The sequence below is a fragment of the Arthrobacter sulfonylureivorans genome, assembly GCF_022637435.1.
Taxonomy (GTDB): Bacteria; Actinomycetota; Actinomycetes; order Actinomycetales; family Micrococcaceae; genus Crystallibacter; species Crystallibacter sulfonylureivorans.
Genome location: NZ_CP093326.1, coordinates 2,084,961 through 2,101,119 on the forward strand (window position 1 = coordinate 2,084,961; position 16,159 = coordinate 2,101,119).

14 protein-coding genes are annotated in these 16,159 nt (G+C 64.7%); 11 read left to right on the forward strand and 3 right to left on the reverse strand.

Going from position 1 to position 16,159, the window contains the following annotated elements; all coding sequences use genetic code 11:
- Positions 1-175: 175 nt before the first annotated feature.
- The 11 genes from MNQ99_RS09760 (at position 176) to MNQ99_RS09810 (ending at position 14,617) form a co-directional block, all read left to right on the forward strand.
- The gene (locus MNQ99_RS09760) at positions 176-883 is read left to right on the forward strand and encodes an SOS response-associated peptidase (protein WP_277883533.1); all 708 of its coding nucleotides are present in this window, start codon (positions 176-178) and stop codon (positions 881-883) included.
- Between the two features lie 292 nt (positions 884-1,175).
- The gene (locus MNQ99_RS09765) at positions 1,176-1,607 is read left to right on the forward strand and encodes an SRPBCC family protein (RefSeq protein WP_127512698.1); all 432 of its coding nucleotides are present in this window, start codon (positions 1,176-1,178) and stop codon (positions 1,605-1,607) included.
- A 311-nt stretch (positions 1,608-1,918) separates the two neighbouring features.
- Positions 1,919-2,140, forward strand: coding sequence for a hypothetical protein (locus MNQ99_RS09770; protein ID WP_241912817.1), 222 nt, complete (start codon positions 1,919-1,921; stop codon positions 2,138-2,140).
- Between the two features lie 170 nt (positions 2,141-2,310).
- Positions 2,311-2,625 carry a DUF6504 family protein gene (locus MNQ99_RS09775; protein ID WP_241912818.1) on the forward strand — a complete coding sequence of 105 codons (315 nt, stop codon included), beginning with the start codon at positions 2,311-2,313 and terminating at the stop codon, positions 2,623-2,625.
- A gap of 91 nt (positions 2,626-2,716) precedes the next feature.
- Positions 2,717-6,271 (forward strand): DNA polymerase III subunit alpha, encoded by a 3,555-nt coding sequence (locus MNQ99_RS09780; RefSeq protein WP_241912819.1) that lies wholly within the window; start codon positions 2,717-2,719, stop codon positions 6,269-6,271.
- Positions 6,272-6,496: 225 nt separating this feature from the next.
- Positions 6,497-8,320 carry an HNH endonuclease signature motif containing protein gene (locus MNQ99_RS09785; RefSeq protein ID WP_241912820.1) on the forward strand — a complete coding sequence of 608 codons (1,824 nt, stop codon included), beginning with the start codon at positions 6,497-6,499 and terminating at the stop codon, positions 8,318-8,320.
- Between the two features lie 427 nt (positions 8,321-8,747).
- Entirely contained in the window at positions 8,748-10,760 is a 2,013-nt protein-coding gene (gene thrS, locus MNQ99_RS09790; protein ID WP_241912821.1) for a threonine--tRNA ligase, read from the forward strand.
- 2 nt (positions 10,761-10,762) lie between these two features.
- Positions 10,763-11,344 carry an HIT family protein gene (locus tag MNQ99_RS09795; protein WP_241912822.1) on the forward strand — a complete coding sequence of 194 codons (582 nt, stop codon included), beginning with the start codon at positions 10,763-10,765 and terminating at the stop codon, positions 11,342-11,344.
- Positions 11,345-11,351: 7 nt separating this feature from the next.
- Complete coding sequence (gene pgsA, locus MNQ99_RS09800) at positions 11,352-11,963, forward strand: phosphatidylinositol phosphate synthase (RefSeq protein WP_241912823.1); 612 nt, start codon at positions 11,352-11,354, stop codon at positions 11,961-11,963.
- A 164-nt stretch (positions 11,964-12,127) separates the two neighbouring features.
- Positions 12,128-13,042 carry a pyridoxal 5'-phosphate synthase lyase subunit PdxS gene (gene pdxS, locus MNQ99_RS09805; protein ID WP_127512691.1) on the forward strand — a complete coding sequence of 305 codons (915 nt, stop codon included), beginning with the start codon at positions 12,128-12,130 and terminating at the stop codon, positions 13,040-13,042.
- Between the two features lie 201 nt (positions 13,043-13,243).
- Entirely contained in the window at positions 13,244-14,617 is a 1,374-nt protein-coding gene (locus MNQ99_RS09810; RefSeq protein ID WP_127512690.1) for a hypothetical protein, read from the forward strand.
- Positions 14,618-14,692: 75 nt separating this feature from the next.
- Here the strand turns inward: MNQ99_RS09810 and MNQ99_RS09815 are convergent, their stop codons facing one another.
- From MNQ99_RS09815 to MNQ99_RS09825, 3 genes are all read right to left on the reverse strand, one after another.
- Entirely contained in the window at positions 14,693-14,947 is a 255-nt protein-coding gene (locus MNQ99_RS09815; RefSeq protein ID WP_338423087.1) for an SHOCT domain-containing protein, read from the reverse strand.
- Positions 14,948-15,017: 70 nt separating this feature from the next.
- Positions 15,018-15,467, reverse strand: coding sequence for a DUF6325 family protein (locus tag MNQ99_RS09820; protein ID WP_241912826.1), 450 nt, complete (start codon positions 15,465-15,467; stop codon positions 15,018-15,020).
- A gap of 241 nt (positions 15,468-15,708) precedes the next feature.
- Positions 15,709-16,158 (reverse strand): DUF7144 family membrane protein, encoded by a 450-nt coding sequence (locus tag MNQ99_RS09825; protein WP_241912827.1) that lies wholly within the window; start codon positions 16,156-16,158, stop codon positions 15,709-15,711.
- Between the last annotated feature and the right edge of the window lies 1 nt (position 16,159).

Consider the following 16,159-nt stretch of genomic DNA (forward strand, 5'->3'; position numbering starts at 1 on the left):
TACATGTCAACGCGGTGCCGGCCGTGGTCATTCCCGGCGCTAAGCGTGGCCGCGGATAGTTCCGACTCGTGGCCTTCGTCGCGGCCCACTGGGAGATCCCAGGACGCCCCGAAAAGCCGGGAACTATGCCTGTCCTGCGCCGTCCGGATCCGCGGTACTGGACCATAATGGAGGCATGTGTGGCAGATACGTCATGGCGCGGAGCACCGGGGATCTGGTGGCTTCGTTCGACGTCGATGAGTCCTATGTTGAAGAGATCCAGCCTTCGTACAACGTTGCACCGACTGACGAAGTCCCCCTGATCATCGACCGCAGGGGCCCCGACGGCGATGGAGTATCCAGGAAACTCATCATGGCTCGGTGGGGCCTCGTGCCCCCGTGGGCCAAGGATCCTCGCTCCGGCGCGCGACTGATCAACGCACGGATGGAGACCGTCACGGAAAAACCCTCGTTCCGAAAGGCGGCGGCAAAAAAGCGCGGGTTGCTCGTTGCCGATGGGTACTTTGAATGGCAAAAGACCCCGGACGGCAAAATACCGATCTATCTGCACGGCGAACGCGAAGAGATGTTGGCCTTCGCGGCTCTCTTCGAGAATTGGCCGGATCCAGCCTTGCCGGAAGATCATCCGGAGAAGTGGCTGCGGACCTGCACCATCATCACCACCCAAGCTTCCGATTCGCTCGGGCACATCCATGACAGAACACCGCTGATCGTCCCGACTGACCTTTATTCGGACTGGCTGGATCCGGAAACAACATCCGAGGCCGATGTTCAACAGCTGCTGGATGCCATGCCCGAACCACATCTTGTTCCGCGGCGGGTCAGTTCCAAGGTCAACAACGTGCGCAATAACGGGCCCGATCTCATCGACGAGGCAGCATGAGTGCTGGCTCGGCCGTTCGCAGAAGTGATTTCACGACGGCCATCCTCTCGCTGTTTGCCTGAGGGCTCCTCCCGGCCCTCAAGTTCGTTTCAGCCTGGCATCTCCCTTTCCCGGGCGCTCTCGCCCGCCGGCTGTCAGCTTCACCCAGGTCCGGTTTGTCGGCGGCCGCCCGCAACAATTCCGCCGGACTTATTGTGCGCCGGCCCTGGCTGCTGGAAGCTAGGGAAGTAGCGGGACCCAGCCGCTGTGAGGGTGTATGTGGGGTTTGAGGGTGTCTGCGGGGGAGTTACTCATGACGGGAAAGTTTGTCGCCAGTTCGACGGCGACCATCGCGGCACCGCCTGATCGTGTCTGGGCGGTGATTACCGACCCCGAAGCGATCAAGGGGTTCATGTTCGGTACCGAGGTGCACACCGACTGGAGCATCGGCGGGCCCATCCGCTGGCGGGGTGAATGGGAAGGCAAGGCCTACGAAGACAAGGGCCAGGTGCTGGAGTTCGAACCGGGAAGGCGGCTGGTCGTCACTCACTTCAGCCCGCTGACCGGACAGGAGGACGTGCCGGAGAACTACCACCGCCTGATCTGGACGCTGCAGGAGGTTCCCGGCGGCACCGAGTTCACGCTGTCGCAGGACAACAATGCCAATGCCGAAGCGGCGGAGCACTCCAAGTTGATGTGGGACAAGCTGGTGGGCGATGTGAAGGATCTGGCCGAGCAAGGCTAGGCCAATGGGGTCGCGGACCGTTCCGCTGCTGCCGTGCGGCTCTTCGACGCCGGCGCCGCCGGGTTGAGGGCTGGCTACGGAAAACTGCCGATGGTCGGCTTTCCCGGATTACCCGGCCGCGACGGCGCAAGTATGTGGACTGAGCGGATTTTCGCTGGTCGACCCGGCAGGTAACTGGATCCGGGTCATGCGGGACAGCGCCTCCGGTCTTGGAGCGGAAACAACGGCCGGGCCCGCGGCGGGAAAGCTGGCCGCGGCCGTGGCCAACGCGGTTGTACTGGCCGACTCCCATGGCGATACGGCACAAGGCGGTGAAGATTCTGGCCGGAGCGGTCACAAGCAACCTGCGGCAGGCAGCCGTACCCGTCCAGGTCGAAGCGCTCGCGTGCCTTGCCGAACTCCACGTCCGGCTGGGGGATCCGGACAGCGCTCGCCGGCCGGTGGAAATCATGGAGCTGCTGGATATCCCCGAGGAAGATCGTGTGGCATGCGGGCCAGCGCTGCGGCAAGCCAGGCAATTGTTGCAGGCTTAGGCGTCCTCACTACTCACCCTGATTTTGTCAGTGCCCGTCCCTACGCTTGACCTTGGATTCGAACACATATTCGAATAGAATAGAAGGGTCAAGTTCTTCGGCAGGCGTGTTGGCGCAGGGGCGCGTGCTGCGGACTCTGACCCGTTGTCCAGATGAAAGGTGACTGGAACATGGGTGTTTTCAGTGAAGCTGTCGAAGTTATTTGTTCCCCTGCCGGACAGCCGCTGCGGCTGCGGTGGCAGGGCAGGAGCTACCGGATCGTCGCAGAACCTGTGCGTTGGTATGAACGCCGCAAATGGTGGGCGGAAGAGCTGCGGGCAGAGCGGGGCAGGGGGGCCGGGTTGGTGGACCACGAAATCTGGCGCGTGCAGGCACGGCTGAACAGCGGGTCCCAGATCCGCACCTTGGATCTTTCCCATCAGGTGGATGCCGATCGCTGGCGACTGATCCGTGTCCATGATGCCGTCCGGGAACTGAGCGCCTGAGCGCAGGCACGCAGTATTTATCCGCCTCGGTTTTCGCGGCAGCCTGCCGGATAACGATCCCGTGCCTTGAATAAGGCGTTTGGAATGACCTATGAGCTTTACCCATCTGCACGTATCCACGGCGTTCAGCGCCCACTACGGTGTCTCCTGGCCTGATGAGTTGGCCGGCGCAGCCGCTTCGTTCGGAGCGGACGCTTTGGCCTGCACAGACCGGGATGGACTTTACGGAACGGTCAAGCACATCAAGGCTTGCCTGGCAGTGGGGATTGATCCGATAGTCGGCGTGGATCTGGCAGTTCAGGACGACAGCGGCCGGGACACCGGACGTGTTGTGGTGCTGGCGCATGGCGGGAACCAAGGCAACGGCTACCATGCGCTCTGCCGCCTGATTTCGGCAGCGCATGACGGTACGGCAGGCAGCGGGCGGGGAAGCAGGCACCGGACGCCCGGGGTGACGCTGGAACAACTCGCCCGGCATGCCGGTACTCCGGACGGCGGACCTGCCCTCACGGTGCTGTTGGGGCCAATGTCCGAGCTCGGGCAGGCGCTGCGCCGCCGCAGCTATGCCGAAGCGCGGCGGCTGGCCGGACACTGGTGCACCGTACTGCCGGTCGGATCGTTGGCAATGGAGATCGTTTCCCACCTCAGTGCCCCCGGCGAGAACCTGAGCACCGCCCATGCTGTGCGCATGCTCAACCTTGCCGGGGAGCTGAAGATTCCAGCAGTGCTGACCAACGCGGTGCGCTACTGCGAAGAGGACGGAGCCGCCACCGCAGATGTGCTGGACTCGGCTAGGGCTTTAACGGCCCTGTCCAAACTTCCTGACCTGCAGCCCAGTGCACAGGGCTGGCTGAAAGCCCCTGCCCAGATGCAGGCACTGGCCCGGGAAGTCGTTCAGGCTGCCGGTGGCGGAAGCCGGGACGTGCACCGCTTGCTGTCCATGACGGAAGCCGTGGCGGACCGGTGCCGGATGGACCCTTACCAGGATATGGGCTTCAAACATCCCGTGGTCCCGGAAGCCACGGTCATCGGAATCGACGGGGAGCCACTGACCGAGCTGCTGCAGCGCTGTGAAACCGGCATCGCCGAACGGTTTGGCGGAATATCCGGACGGGCAGAACAGGAGTTGCGGGACCGGTTGGCACATGAGCTGGGCATCATCTCCCGGCTGGGCTTCGCCTCCTACTTCCTGACAGTTGCCGAAGTATCGCGAATGATTACCGGCATGGGCGTCCGGGCTTCTGCCCGAGGCTCCGGCGCCTCCAGCCTGGTGAACTATCTGCTCTACATCAGCCACGTAAACCCGCTGGACCACGGGCTGATCTTCGAACGTTTCCTCTCCCAGGACCGCTCCACCCTGCCGGACATAGACATTGACGTGGAAAGCGCAGAGCGGCACAACGTCTACCAGAAGATCTTCGACCGATTCGGCAGCGAACGGGTCACTCTGATGAGCATGCAGAACGGTTACCGCGCCCGCGGCGCGGTCCGCGACGCCGGCCTAGCACTTGGCCTGCCGGAGGATGAGATCTCCGGTATCGCCAAACAGCTCTGGCGGTTCTCCGCGCGCAAATTCCGTGAAGCGATGGCAGAGAAGCCGGAACTGCGCGCATTCTCGGCCCAGGTGGAGCAGAACCAGCAACTGGATCTGCTGGTGGACCTGACCGAACGGCTGGACCGGCTGCCCCGGCATATCTCCATGCATCCTTGCGGGGTGATCCTGGGCGACACCTCGTTGCTGGACCGTACCCCCACCCAGCCCAGCGGACTGGGACTGCCGATGAGCCAGTTTGACAAACACGATATGGATCCGATGGGCATGCTCAAGCTGGACGTGCTGGGTGTACGGATGCAGAGCTCGATGGCTTACGCGCTCGCCGAAATCGCCCGCATCCATCCAAACAAGGAAGCGGTGACAGCAGCCGGAAAGCACCCGGTGGGCGAGGACGGGGAAGGGCCTAGCTACATCGCCGCGAACGGGACAATCAACCTGGAACAGGTCCCACTGGACGATGAACCGACCTACGAGCTGATCCGCAGCACCCACACTCTGGGGTGCTTCCAGATTGAATCCCCGGGTCAGCGTGAACTAGTGGGCAAGATGGCGCCGCGGGACTTCAACGACCTGATCATCGATATTTCGCTGTTCCGGCCCGGCCCCATGCAATCTGACATGGTCCGCCCGTTCCTGGAGCAGCGCCACGGCTGGGCTCCGGAGCGGTTCCCTCATCCGGACCTGATCCCGGTTTTGAAGGAAACCCACGGCGTGACTGTCTTCCATGAGCAAGTCCTGCGGACCTTTGATGTCTTTACCGGATGCGGGCTGGCCAAGGCGGACGAATTCCGCCGGTTGCTGGGCAACGAGGAAGCCGAACCGGCAGTGGAGGATTATTTCCGTAAAGCTTCGCTGGACCGGGGATATCTGCCGGAAGTAGTGGATACGGTCTGGACTACGTTGAAGTCCTTTGGCAGCTTCGGCTTCTGCAAAGCCCACGGTGCCGCCTTCGCCGTCCCCACCTACCAGACCGCGTGGTTGAAAGCCCACCATCCGGAGGCGTTCCTCGCCGGGCTCTGGCAGCACGACCCGGGGATGTACCCGCGGCGGCTGTTGGTAGCCGAGGCACGGCGGCTCGGCATCCCGATCCTGCCGTTGGACATCAACCGCAGCGCAGGCCGCTACCGGGTGGAACGTGTTTCTTCCGAGACAGGAGAAAAGCTGGGCATCCGGCTCAGCCTTGCTGACATCTATGGGCTCTCAGCTGCCGAACTCCAGCGCATTGTCGCCGGGCAGCCGTACGAATCATTGGCCGACCTGCGGGCCCGGGGAAAGGTCAGCAAACCCACGCTGAAACGCCTGGCCCAGCTGGGAGCCTTCGACGAACTGAACCGGGCAACCGGCCAACGCGGCGGACGTGCTGCCAGCCGGACGGATCTGGTTTATCACCTGGACCAGCCAACCGCACGCCCGGTGCCCAAACGCTACCAGCCCATCGAAGGCCAGCTGTCCCTACCGCTGGGGGATCTGGAACTGCGCAATCTGGTCCCGGTCTTCCCAGAACCGACTGCGGTAGACATGGTGCGCACCGAACTGGACTTGCTCTCGATCGACGCCAGCTCCCACCTGATGGAAAGCTACGCGCCGCTACTGGCAAAACTGGGTGTCACACCGGCCAAGGATCTGCTGGGCCTGCGCAACGGAAGCGAGGTGATGGTGGCCGGTATCCGGGTCGCCACCCAAACCCCGCCCATGCGTGGCGGCCGCAGGGTGGTTTTCATCAGCGTGGACGACGGGACCGGCTGTGTAGACGCCACCTTTTTCCAGGAGGCACAGGAACGCTCCGGCTCGCTGCTGTTCGGGACCGAGCTGCTGCTCATTCGTGGACTCACCCGCCGGACCGGTCCCAAAGGAATCGGGTTGCAGGCGCTCGAGGCCTGGGACCTGTCCGACGCTGCCAGTCTGCCGCTGCCGGGAAACGCCGTCCGTCCCGAACCTCCGCACGTTCGGACCCCTGCCGCATCATCGGCGGCACCCCCTGCCGGGCCACTGAGTACCGGCGAGCTCGCCCGCCGCATGGCCGAGGAAGGTCTGGACAACCGCGGCCCGGCAGAACCCTGGCTGGCCGGAAGCCGTTCGTCCCGGGCCTAAACGTAGGCCCTACATCCACAGTCCGCAGCACAGCCCCATCGCGGGCACCCCACCTCCACAGGCACCAATCGCCGACGCTCGGCGCGGGCACTCCACCTCCACAGGCACCAATCGCCGACGCTCGGCGCGGGCACCCCACCTCCACAGGCGCCATTCGCCGGCACCTCGTCCACATCCTCGTTTCCACCGCTCCTGCCCCTTTCGTGCCCTTCATAGGCTTGATTCATGGCGATCGAGGTGCTGGATGCGGCTTCAGGAGCAGGGCAGGATGAGTCCGCTCTGCTGGCCCGTTTGTGCGCCGAAGTCAGTGGACTGAACAGCCGGCTTCGGAGCGGCGGGCTGACACGCAGTACAAAGTCTGTCGCCCGGACGGCAGCACAAGTTGAAGAGCTGGCCAACACCGTTGCCCAAACCCAGCTGGTCTTGGCCCGCATCATCAAAGCGCAGAACATCGCTGCCGTCGGCGAAACGGACGAACCCCACGATCCGGATGCACCGGACCGGCCGAAACGCGGCGCCTTCAAGTCGAATGAGGATTTCCTGCGGGCCAAGCTCGGCATTGCCCGGCAGGAAGCCGCGCGCCGGTTCCAGCTCGCGGAAGCCACCGAAGCCCGGCCGGTGCCCGAGGGCAGGCCGGCCGCGCCGCCCCGGCTGCCGGTGCTCGCCCGTGCGCTGGACGACGGGAAAGTGTCCGGCCAGGCCGCGAACCTGATCCGGAAAGCCGTGGACGGGCTGCGCCGCACCGCCGAACCGGACCAGCTGCGCAAGATGGAAGAGGCACTGGTGAAGCATGCCTCCGATTACGACGCCGATTCGCTGCGGGAGCTGATCCGGTATTGGGAGGGCGGCCTGAATCCCGGCGGCGCCGACCCGACAGCCGCCGAGCTGAAATCACGCCAAGGATTGTTCTACCGCGGCCGCCGCAACGGCCTGCACTGCTACGAGATCAACGCCACCGACGAGCAAAACGAGGTCCTGGCCACGGTCTACAACACGGCCACCAATCCCCGCTTGAGGGAAGGCACCGCCACGGCCGGCACGGTCGGGTTTGCCGGCACCGGTACGCCCGGTGCCGCCCCCGGCACCGGGGATGATGCTACCGGCGAGGACGCTGCCGGGTACCTGCCCGCCGCCGTCGACCCGCTTAGCAGAACCGCAGCAGGCGGGAACCAACCAGACGATGCTGATCCGGCCGCCGCCACCGGCCGGGACCTGGACGGGCGGACCCGACAGCAGAAGCAACTGGACGGACTCATCGGTGCCTGCAAGGTCGCTCTGACCACGGACCTGCTGCCGGCCGCCGGCGGACGCCGTCCCCAGTTGCTGGCCACCATTGACTACAAAGACCTGGCCACCGACCTCGGCCGCCCCGGAACCGGCACCTTCTCCGGAGCGCTCAGCGCCAAGACCATTCGCCGGATAGCCTGCGATGCAGACATCATCCCGGTGGTCCTGGCCGGCATGGGCGTGATCCTGGACGTCGGCCAATCCCAGCGGCTGTTCCCGAAATACCTGCGGCTGGCGATCATCGCCCGGGACGGAGGCTGCGCCTTCCCCGGCTGTACCGCCCCCTCACCCTGGACCGAAGTGCACCACATCCGGTGGTTCGAAAAGGGCGGCCCAACCTCCACCGACAACGGCGTAATGCTGTGCAGCCACCACCACCACCTCATCCACGAAGGAGACTGGCGGATCGAGGTCATCAACGGCGTCGCCTGGTTCTTCCCACCGCCCACCCTGGATCCGGCACAAAAACCACTACGCAACCACGCCTGGCTGAAGAACGCCCAACTACCCGAACGCCAACCGGAACCAGTAACCGTAGGACAGTGGTCCGGAAAATCCGGCGGGCCCTTACCGGTATTAGAGTCTGCTCCTCATGAAGCGAACGCCCCGAACCTTTCGGCTCACAGAGACGGTCCGCTACCTGTGCCGAGGCAGGAAGAACTGGATATCGGCATGCCCGGCGCCACCGAACCCACCAGGCCGAGCAGAAACTTCAGTCCCTTTGACGGTTGGCCAGCCCAGCCGCAGACACCGCCCTTCTAGGACCTGAATGGCCTCGCGGCTGCGGGGAACCGGCCTGCGGGTCAGCCGGCCGACGGCAGACATCTGTGCCGACAACAGCGCGGCGGCGGCACGAGCGTAGACCGCCTCGAGGACGTGGCCCTCCCGAGACCAGCGTGGCGGACTCGGCCCGTTCCTGTGCGGGCCATTCCTCGGCGGAGAAGTACCCAGAGTTGCGCCAGTCCGGGACGGACGGCCAGCCGGTCCGCGGTCTCGCCGTACTCGATGGCGTCGCGGGCATGCCTCCGCAGTGAGTCCGTTCATGGCCCGATCCTCGGCGGTGGTCACACCGGATCCGGCCGCGCCGATGTTGGTCCGGCAACTCGTCAGCGGATACGATCGTAGAGGCTTGCAGCGCCCACGTATGTCGCTGCAGTAACGGCCGCAGCCAAACAATTAGGAGACCTCTGTGTCAGCGCCCCAGAACATCACCCTCATCGTCGACGGCGAAGAGAACCAGGTGACCGAGGGCACGACGGGAGCCGACCTTTACGGCACCCGGCGGGAGGTCGTCGTCGTACGCGTGGATGGCGAGCTGAAGGACTTGGACCAGCCCATCCCGGCCGGCGCCAAAGTGGAAGCCGTGACCATCGATTCGGCCGACGGCTTGAACGTGCTGCGCCATTCCACCGCGCACGTGATGGCCCAGGCCGTGCAACAGCTGCGCAAGGACTCCAAGCTTGGCATCGGTCCGTACATCACAGACGGCTTCTACTTCGATTTCGACGTCGATGAACCCTTCACGCCGGAGGACCTGAAGCAGCTGGAAAAGATGATGCTCAAGATCGTCAACTCCAACCAGCGCTTCGTCCGCCGCGCGGTCTCCGAGACCGAGGCCTTGGCCGAGATGGCCGGGGAACCGTACAAGGAAGAGCTGATCGGGCTCAAGGGCCACTCCGATGAGGCCGGCGAGGGAGCCAACATCGAAGTTGGCGCCGGCGAGCTGACCGTCTACGACAACGTGGACGCCAAGAGCGGCGAAGTGGTCTGGAAGGACCTCTGCCGCGGCCCGCACCTGCCGAACACCAAGCTGATCTCCAACGCCTACGCGTTGACCCGTTCGGCCGCCGCGTACTGGCGTGGCAACGAGAAGAACAAGCAGCTGCAGCGCATCTACGGCACCGCCTGGCCCACCAAGGACGACCTGAAGGCCTACCAGGAGCGGCTGGCGGAGGCCGAGCGCCGCGATCACCGCCGGCTGGGCGCCGAACTGGACCTGTTCTCCTTCCCGGACGAGCTGGGTTCCGGCCTGCCCGTTTTCCACCCCAAGGGCGGCACCGTCCGCAAGGCGATGGAAGACTACTCGCGGCAGCGGCACACCGAGGCTGGCTACGAATTCGTCTACACCCCGCACATCACCAAGAGCAATCTGTACGAGGTGTCCGGCCACCTGGATTGGTACCGGGACGGCATGTTCCCCCCGATGCACGTGGACGAGACCCGGGATCCGGAAACCGGCGAGGTGGTCAAGCCCGGCCAGGACTACTACCTGAAGCCGATGAACTGCCCCATGCACAACCTGATCTTCCGCTCACGCGGACGGTCCTACCGCGAACTGCCGCTGCGGCTGTTCGAGTTTGGTTCGGTCTACCGGTACGAGAAGTCCGGCGTGGTCCACGGGCTGACCCGGGTGCGCGGCATGACCCAGGACGACGCCCACATCTACTGCACCCGCGAGCAGATGAAGGACGAGCTGACCACCACGCTGAACTTCGTGCTGGACCTGCTCAAGGACTACGGGCTGGACGATTTCTTCCTGGAGCTTTCCACCAAGGATCCCGAAAAGTCTGTCGGCTCAGACGAGGTCTGGGACGAAGCTACCCGCACGCTGGCCGAGGTGGCGGAAGCATCCGGCCTGGAGCTGGTGCCGGATCCGGGCGGAGCCGCCTTTTACGGGCCGAAGATCTCGGTTCAGGCGCGGGACGCGATCGGCCGGACCTGGCAGATGTCCACCATCCAGCTGGACTTCAACCTGCCGGAACGCTTCGAGCTGGAGTACCAGGCCGCCGATGGTTCCCGGCAGCGGCCGGTGATGATCCACCGTGCGCTGTTCGGGTCGGTGGAGCGGTTTATGGGCCTGCTGATCGAGCACTACGCCGGCGCGTTCCCGGCCTGGCTCGCTCCGGTACAGGTTGTCGGCATTCCGGTGGCGGAGACCTTCAACGACTACATGCTGGAGATTGTGGCCAAGCTGCGGGCCCAGGGCATCCGCGCCGAGGCCGATCTGGGGTCGGACCGCTTCCCAAAGAAGATCCGCACCGCCAGCAAGGACAAAGTACCGTTCGTGCTGATTGCCGGCGGCGAGGATGCCGAAGCCGGAGCGGTCTCCTTCCGCTTCCGCGACGGCAGCCAGGACAACGGCATTCCGGTGGACGAGGCAGTGTCGCGGATCGTGCAGGCTGTGGCCAGGCGCGGCAACTGACGATGGCCGGGACAACCAAGGAAGCCATGATGGGCCGGGCGGATGATGAGGCAACGGACAGCTTCGAGCTGCCCGGAGTCCCGGATGCATTCCAGCGGCTCTGGACGCCGCACCGGATGGCCTACGTCAAGGGCGGCCAGGGGCAGTTCAAGAACAAGGACGAGTGCCCGTTCTGCGTGGCGCCGGCCCGACCGGACGAGGAATCGCTGATCGTCCACCGCGGCGAGTCCGCTTACGTGGTACTGAACCTGTTTCCGTACAACCCCGGCCACTTGCTGGTCTGTCCGTACCGCCATGTGCCCGACTACACGGACATCACCCCGGAAGAAACCGCGGAGTTCGCCGAGTTGACCCAGACGGCCATGCGTGTGTTGCGCAAGGTGGCGAACCCCAGCGGCTTCAACCTGGGCATGAACCAAGGCGAAGCCGGCGGAGCGGGCGTCGCGGCGCACCTGCACCAGCACGTGGTGCCGCGGTGGGGCGGCGACGGGAATTTCTTCCCGATCATCGCGCAGACCAAGGCGATCACCCAGACCTTGGACGAGGTCCGCAAGCAGGTAGCCGACGCCTGGCCCGCACGGTAACGCGGCGATGCTCAACAAATACGCGCGCGGATTCTTCGGCAAGCTTTTCACCCCGCTGGCCCGCGTGCTGATCCGGATGGGCGTCTCGCCTGACGCGGTCACGATCATCGGGACGCTCGGGGTCTGCGTCGGGGCGCTGGTTTTCTACCCGCTGGGCGAGCTGTTCTGGGGCACCGTCTTTATCACGGCGTTCGTTTTCGCCGACATGGTGGACGGCCTGATGGCCCGCATGCTGGAGCGCAGCAGCCGCTGGGGCAACTTTCTGGACTCCACCCTCGACCGGTTGGCCGACGGTGCGGTGTTCGCCGGCGTGGCCATCTGGTTCTTTACCGGGGGAGAGAACCCGGCCATCGCCGTCTTCGCGCTCGTGTGCCTGTTGCTGGGCTCGCTGGTCTCCTACGCCCGGGCCAAGGCCGAATCGCTTGGCTGCACGGCCGCCGTCGGGTTTGCCGAACGATCCGAGCGGCTCGTCGCGGTCCTGGTCTTCACCGGCCTGACCGGTTTGGGCCTGCCGGAAATCGTCCTGCTGGTGGTCCTGGTGCTGCTGGCCGCCGCCAGTCTGGTGACCGTGATCCAGAGGATCATGACCGTCTACCGGCAGACCCGGCTGACCGCCTGACCGGCTGGCCGCCGCTCTGCGGGACGACCGCGGGAGGCGGGACGGCGACACGAGGCGGGCGGCCGCCGTCGGGCGTTTTCGAAGGTTACGTCACCGGTGAGCCGGTTCACGGCCCCGGACGTATGATGAGATGTACGTTTTCGACCGACTCCTAGGGGCTTTTAGTGTCCAGCAGTGAAGCAACGTCAACTCACGCCCCCGTGACCGGCAGCAGCCGGGTAAAGCGGGGCATGGCCGAGATGTTGAAGGGCGGCGTCATCATGGACGTCGTAACACCCGATCAGGCCCGCATCGCCGAAGACGCCGGTGCCGTGGCCGTGATGGCCCTTGAGCGGGTTCCGGCGGATATCCGCGCGCAGGGCGGCGTGTCCCGGATGAGCGATCCGGACATGGTGGACGGCATCATCGAAGCCGTCTCGATCCCGGTGATGGCCAAGGCCCGCATCGGCCACTTCGTCGAGGCGCAGGTGCTGCAGTCGCTTGGCGTGGACTACATCGACGAGTCCGAGGTGCTGACCCCGGCCGACTACACCAACCACATCGACAAGTGGAACTTCACCGTTCCGTTCGTCTGCGGTGCCACCAACCTGGGTGAGGCGCTGCGCCGGATCAACGAAGGCGCAGCGATGATCCGTTCCAAGGGTGAGGCCGGTACCGGCGACGTCTCCAATGCCACCGGCCACATGCGCCAGATCCGTTCCGAGATCAAGCGCCTGTCCGCGATGCCCGAAGACGAGCTGTACGTGGCGGCCAAGGAACTGCAGGCCCCGTACGAACTGGTCAAGGAGATTGCGCAGACCGGCAAGCTGCCGGTGGTGCTGTTCACCGCGGGCGGCATCGCCACTCCGGCCGACGCCGCGATGATGATGCAGCTGGGCGCCGACGGCGTCTTCGTTGGCTCCGGCATCTTCAAGTCCGGCAACCCGGCCGAGCGCGCCGCTGCCATCGTCAAGGCCACCACCTTCCACGACGATCCGGACGTAATCGCCAAGGTCTCCCGCGGCCTGGGCGAGGCGATGGTCGGCATCAACGTGGACGAAATCCCGCAGCCGCACCGCCTCGCCGAGCGCGGCTGGTAAGAACTAACGACGGCGAACGCCCGGTACCGCACGAAGGTGCGGTACCGGGCGTTTGGCGTTATTGGCCGGTGTGAGGCTTCACGATTTCATCCTTCCCAGATGATGAGCACGCCGTCCTTCCGGCGGGAGACTGTAGTCAACGGATGAATCCTGAGGCGATAGTGCCCGCCCGAACGACAGCGCGCCTGAACGGAGCCAGCGATGACGGATCCAGGAATGACCGATGCCGAGGAGCTACAACGGCTGAGGGCCCGGGTGGCCGAACTCGAGGCCGAACGTGTCCGTGCGCCAGGCGACGTGCACGGACCTGCCGAGGAAAGGCATCGTTGGAGATCAGTTGGCTCGGCGGTGCTGCTCACGCTGGCGTGTGTGCTCGCTCCGATCTCGGTGGTGGGGGTGTGGGCGGGCAGCGTGGTCTCTGACACCGACAGGTATGTTGAAACCGTCAGTCCGCTGATCAACGACCCATCCGTGCAGGCGGACCTGACCGACGCCGTCACCAACGTCATCTTCACCCACGTGGATCTGAAGGCGGTCACGGACGAAGCGTTTAACGCGGTGTCCGACCTCGGGCTGCCACCACGGGCCCAGGCCGCCTTGACTGCCTTGCAGCAGCCGATGATTGCGGGCATTGAGAATTTCGTCCACAGCCGCGTGCAGCAAACGATCAGCAGCCCGCAATTCGACACCGTCTGGGACCGCTCAAACGAGATCGCCCACGAGCAGTTGGTGAAGCTGCTGGAAGGCAACCAGGGCGGGGCGATCAGCGCCCAGAATGACACGATCTCGGTCAACCTCGGTCCGATCATTGCTCAGGTGAAGGAGCGGCTCGTGGCCGAAGGGTTCGGCCTGGCGCAGAACATCCCCAACGTGAATGCCTCCTACGAGCTGGTGCAGTCGGACGCCGTCACCCAGGCCCAGACCGCGTACCGGGTATTGAACGCACTCAGCATCTGGCTGCCGATCATCACCGGCATCCTGTTCGTCGCGGGAGTGCTGGCTTCGCGTCACCGGGCCCGTGCCGTGATGTTGGGTGCGCTCGGCGTCGTAGCCGCGATGCTCGCACTGGGGATTGCCCTGACGGTGGCCCGCATCGCCTACCTTCAGGCGCTGCCGGGCGTAGTGCTATCGCGCGATTCGGCGGGGCTGGTCTTCGACACCTTGGTGCGCTTCCTGCGTGACTCACTGCGCCTCACCGCGGTGATCGCGCTGGTGGTGGCGATAGCCGCGTACTTCACCGGAACCTCTGCCTCCGCCGTACGGGCGCGTGCCTCCGCCTCGAGGGGGATCGGCCGCCTGCGCGGATCGGCGGAGTCGGCGGGCATGCGCACTGGCGGGGTGGGCAACTGGGTTTACCGGTATAAGAGGCTGCTCTGGGTGGCCACGGTCATTGTCGGAGGCCTGGTGCTCGTGTTCTGGTCAGAGCCCACAATCGGCGTCGTCATCACCATCACCATCATCGTGGTGGTTGTGATCGCGATCATAGAGTTCATCGGGACTCCGCCGGCGGAGCCGAGCGCCTACCCCGAGGCCCCCGACGAAGTAGACGAAGTACCGGTTCCGCCGACCCGCTGACCAACGCCGCCGTGCCCTGCCGACCGGAGTCAGCAGGGCACGGGATTGGGTGGTGGCCAGGTTTATCGGCTGTTTTCAGCCAGCCAGAATTTTCGCCTTCTGCGCCTCGAACTCTGCCTCGGTCAGGACTCCCTGCGCTTTCAGGTCGCCCAAGGTCTTGAGCCGCTCGAGTGGATCAGCGGCCGGCGCAGCCGCTTCGGCGGATGCGGTCTCATACTGCGGTTGCACGTACTCCTGTGGCGGTTGTGCATACTGCTCCTGCTGTGCGGGCTGCTGCTGCGCCTGGCTATCCCATCGCGCTTGTTGGCGGCGCTGTACGCGACCGCTCACGGCCGTTGCTGTGCCGGCGACAACCGCCGTGCGTGCTACTCCTCGTAACAGTCCCATATCCGGTTCCTCCTCAGACCGTCGAATCGGATTCCAGCGCGTCCAGCGCGGCCATGACGTCGTCAGCCGGAATGCGCGCACTCGCGATGACGTCTCCACCGGCCTCGCGTGCTGCGGTAATAAAAGGAATCGCCCACAGATTCTCGTAGACGATCAGGGCCGCTACGGTACCAGGTTCCATCGCCGAAGCTGCTTCGGCGATTTCATCGTCGCCCAAGAGGCCCGAACGAACCGAGGCAAGGGATGCGAACCCTTCCAAACCCTCGCTAACGTCTTCGGTCATCTCTACGCCGGCGGTGGAACCGTCCGCGTCTTTCCTAATGATCATGAGGTCATAGACCCAGACCACCTTCCGGTTAATCAGGTCCATCAGGGCAGCAACGGTGGCGCCGCTGCCCGTCTTGGCCACTGGAAACTCGATCAACAGGAAGTCGATTGGGCCGTGCACTTCTGTTGTTGCCACGAACATCACCCTTGCAATCTGATTTGGCCGTCCAAGACCTGGCCAGAGTAGTTTTCCCTCCACGGCCGGGGCATCACCCCGGCCGAATGATCTTGGCCCCCCTCGGTTGAATTAGCGGGCAGGGCCCGTCTCGGAACCAGTTCGTTCGGTTAAGGAGGCCACCCGCGGCCGTCCGGACTTCCTTCGGTGGTTGATCGGAGCCCGGCGAAGTTGCCCACGCCTCGAAGCCAAACCAGCGGTTTCAGGACTGCGTGGCGTATCGCAGGTCTCGGGGGTGGGCCAGGACTGCCCAGATGATGACCACGTCGAGCACGATGACGATGGCGCCCCACAACGGGTAGTACGGCAGCCACATGAAATTAAGGATCGCGCTCAGCGACGCCAGCACCACGGCCAGAATGCGCGCCCATACAGCGCCGCGGAACAGGAAAATCCCGCCGAGCACCAAGAGCACTCCTCCGAGCAGGTGGATCCAGCCCCACGAGGTCAGGTCGAACTTGTAGATGTACTCCTGACCGGCCACGTAGAACTCATCGTTGAACAGCGCCACAAGTGCTTGGATGATGTGAAAGCAGCCGGCCACGATCATGATGATGCCGCCGAAGAGGATTGTTCCCGCGGCCGCAACGTTGTAATCCGGGTCGATGGATCTCCCCGGATCGGTGGTCCGCCCAGCTGATCCGCTTGCCATG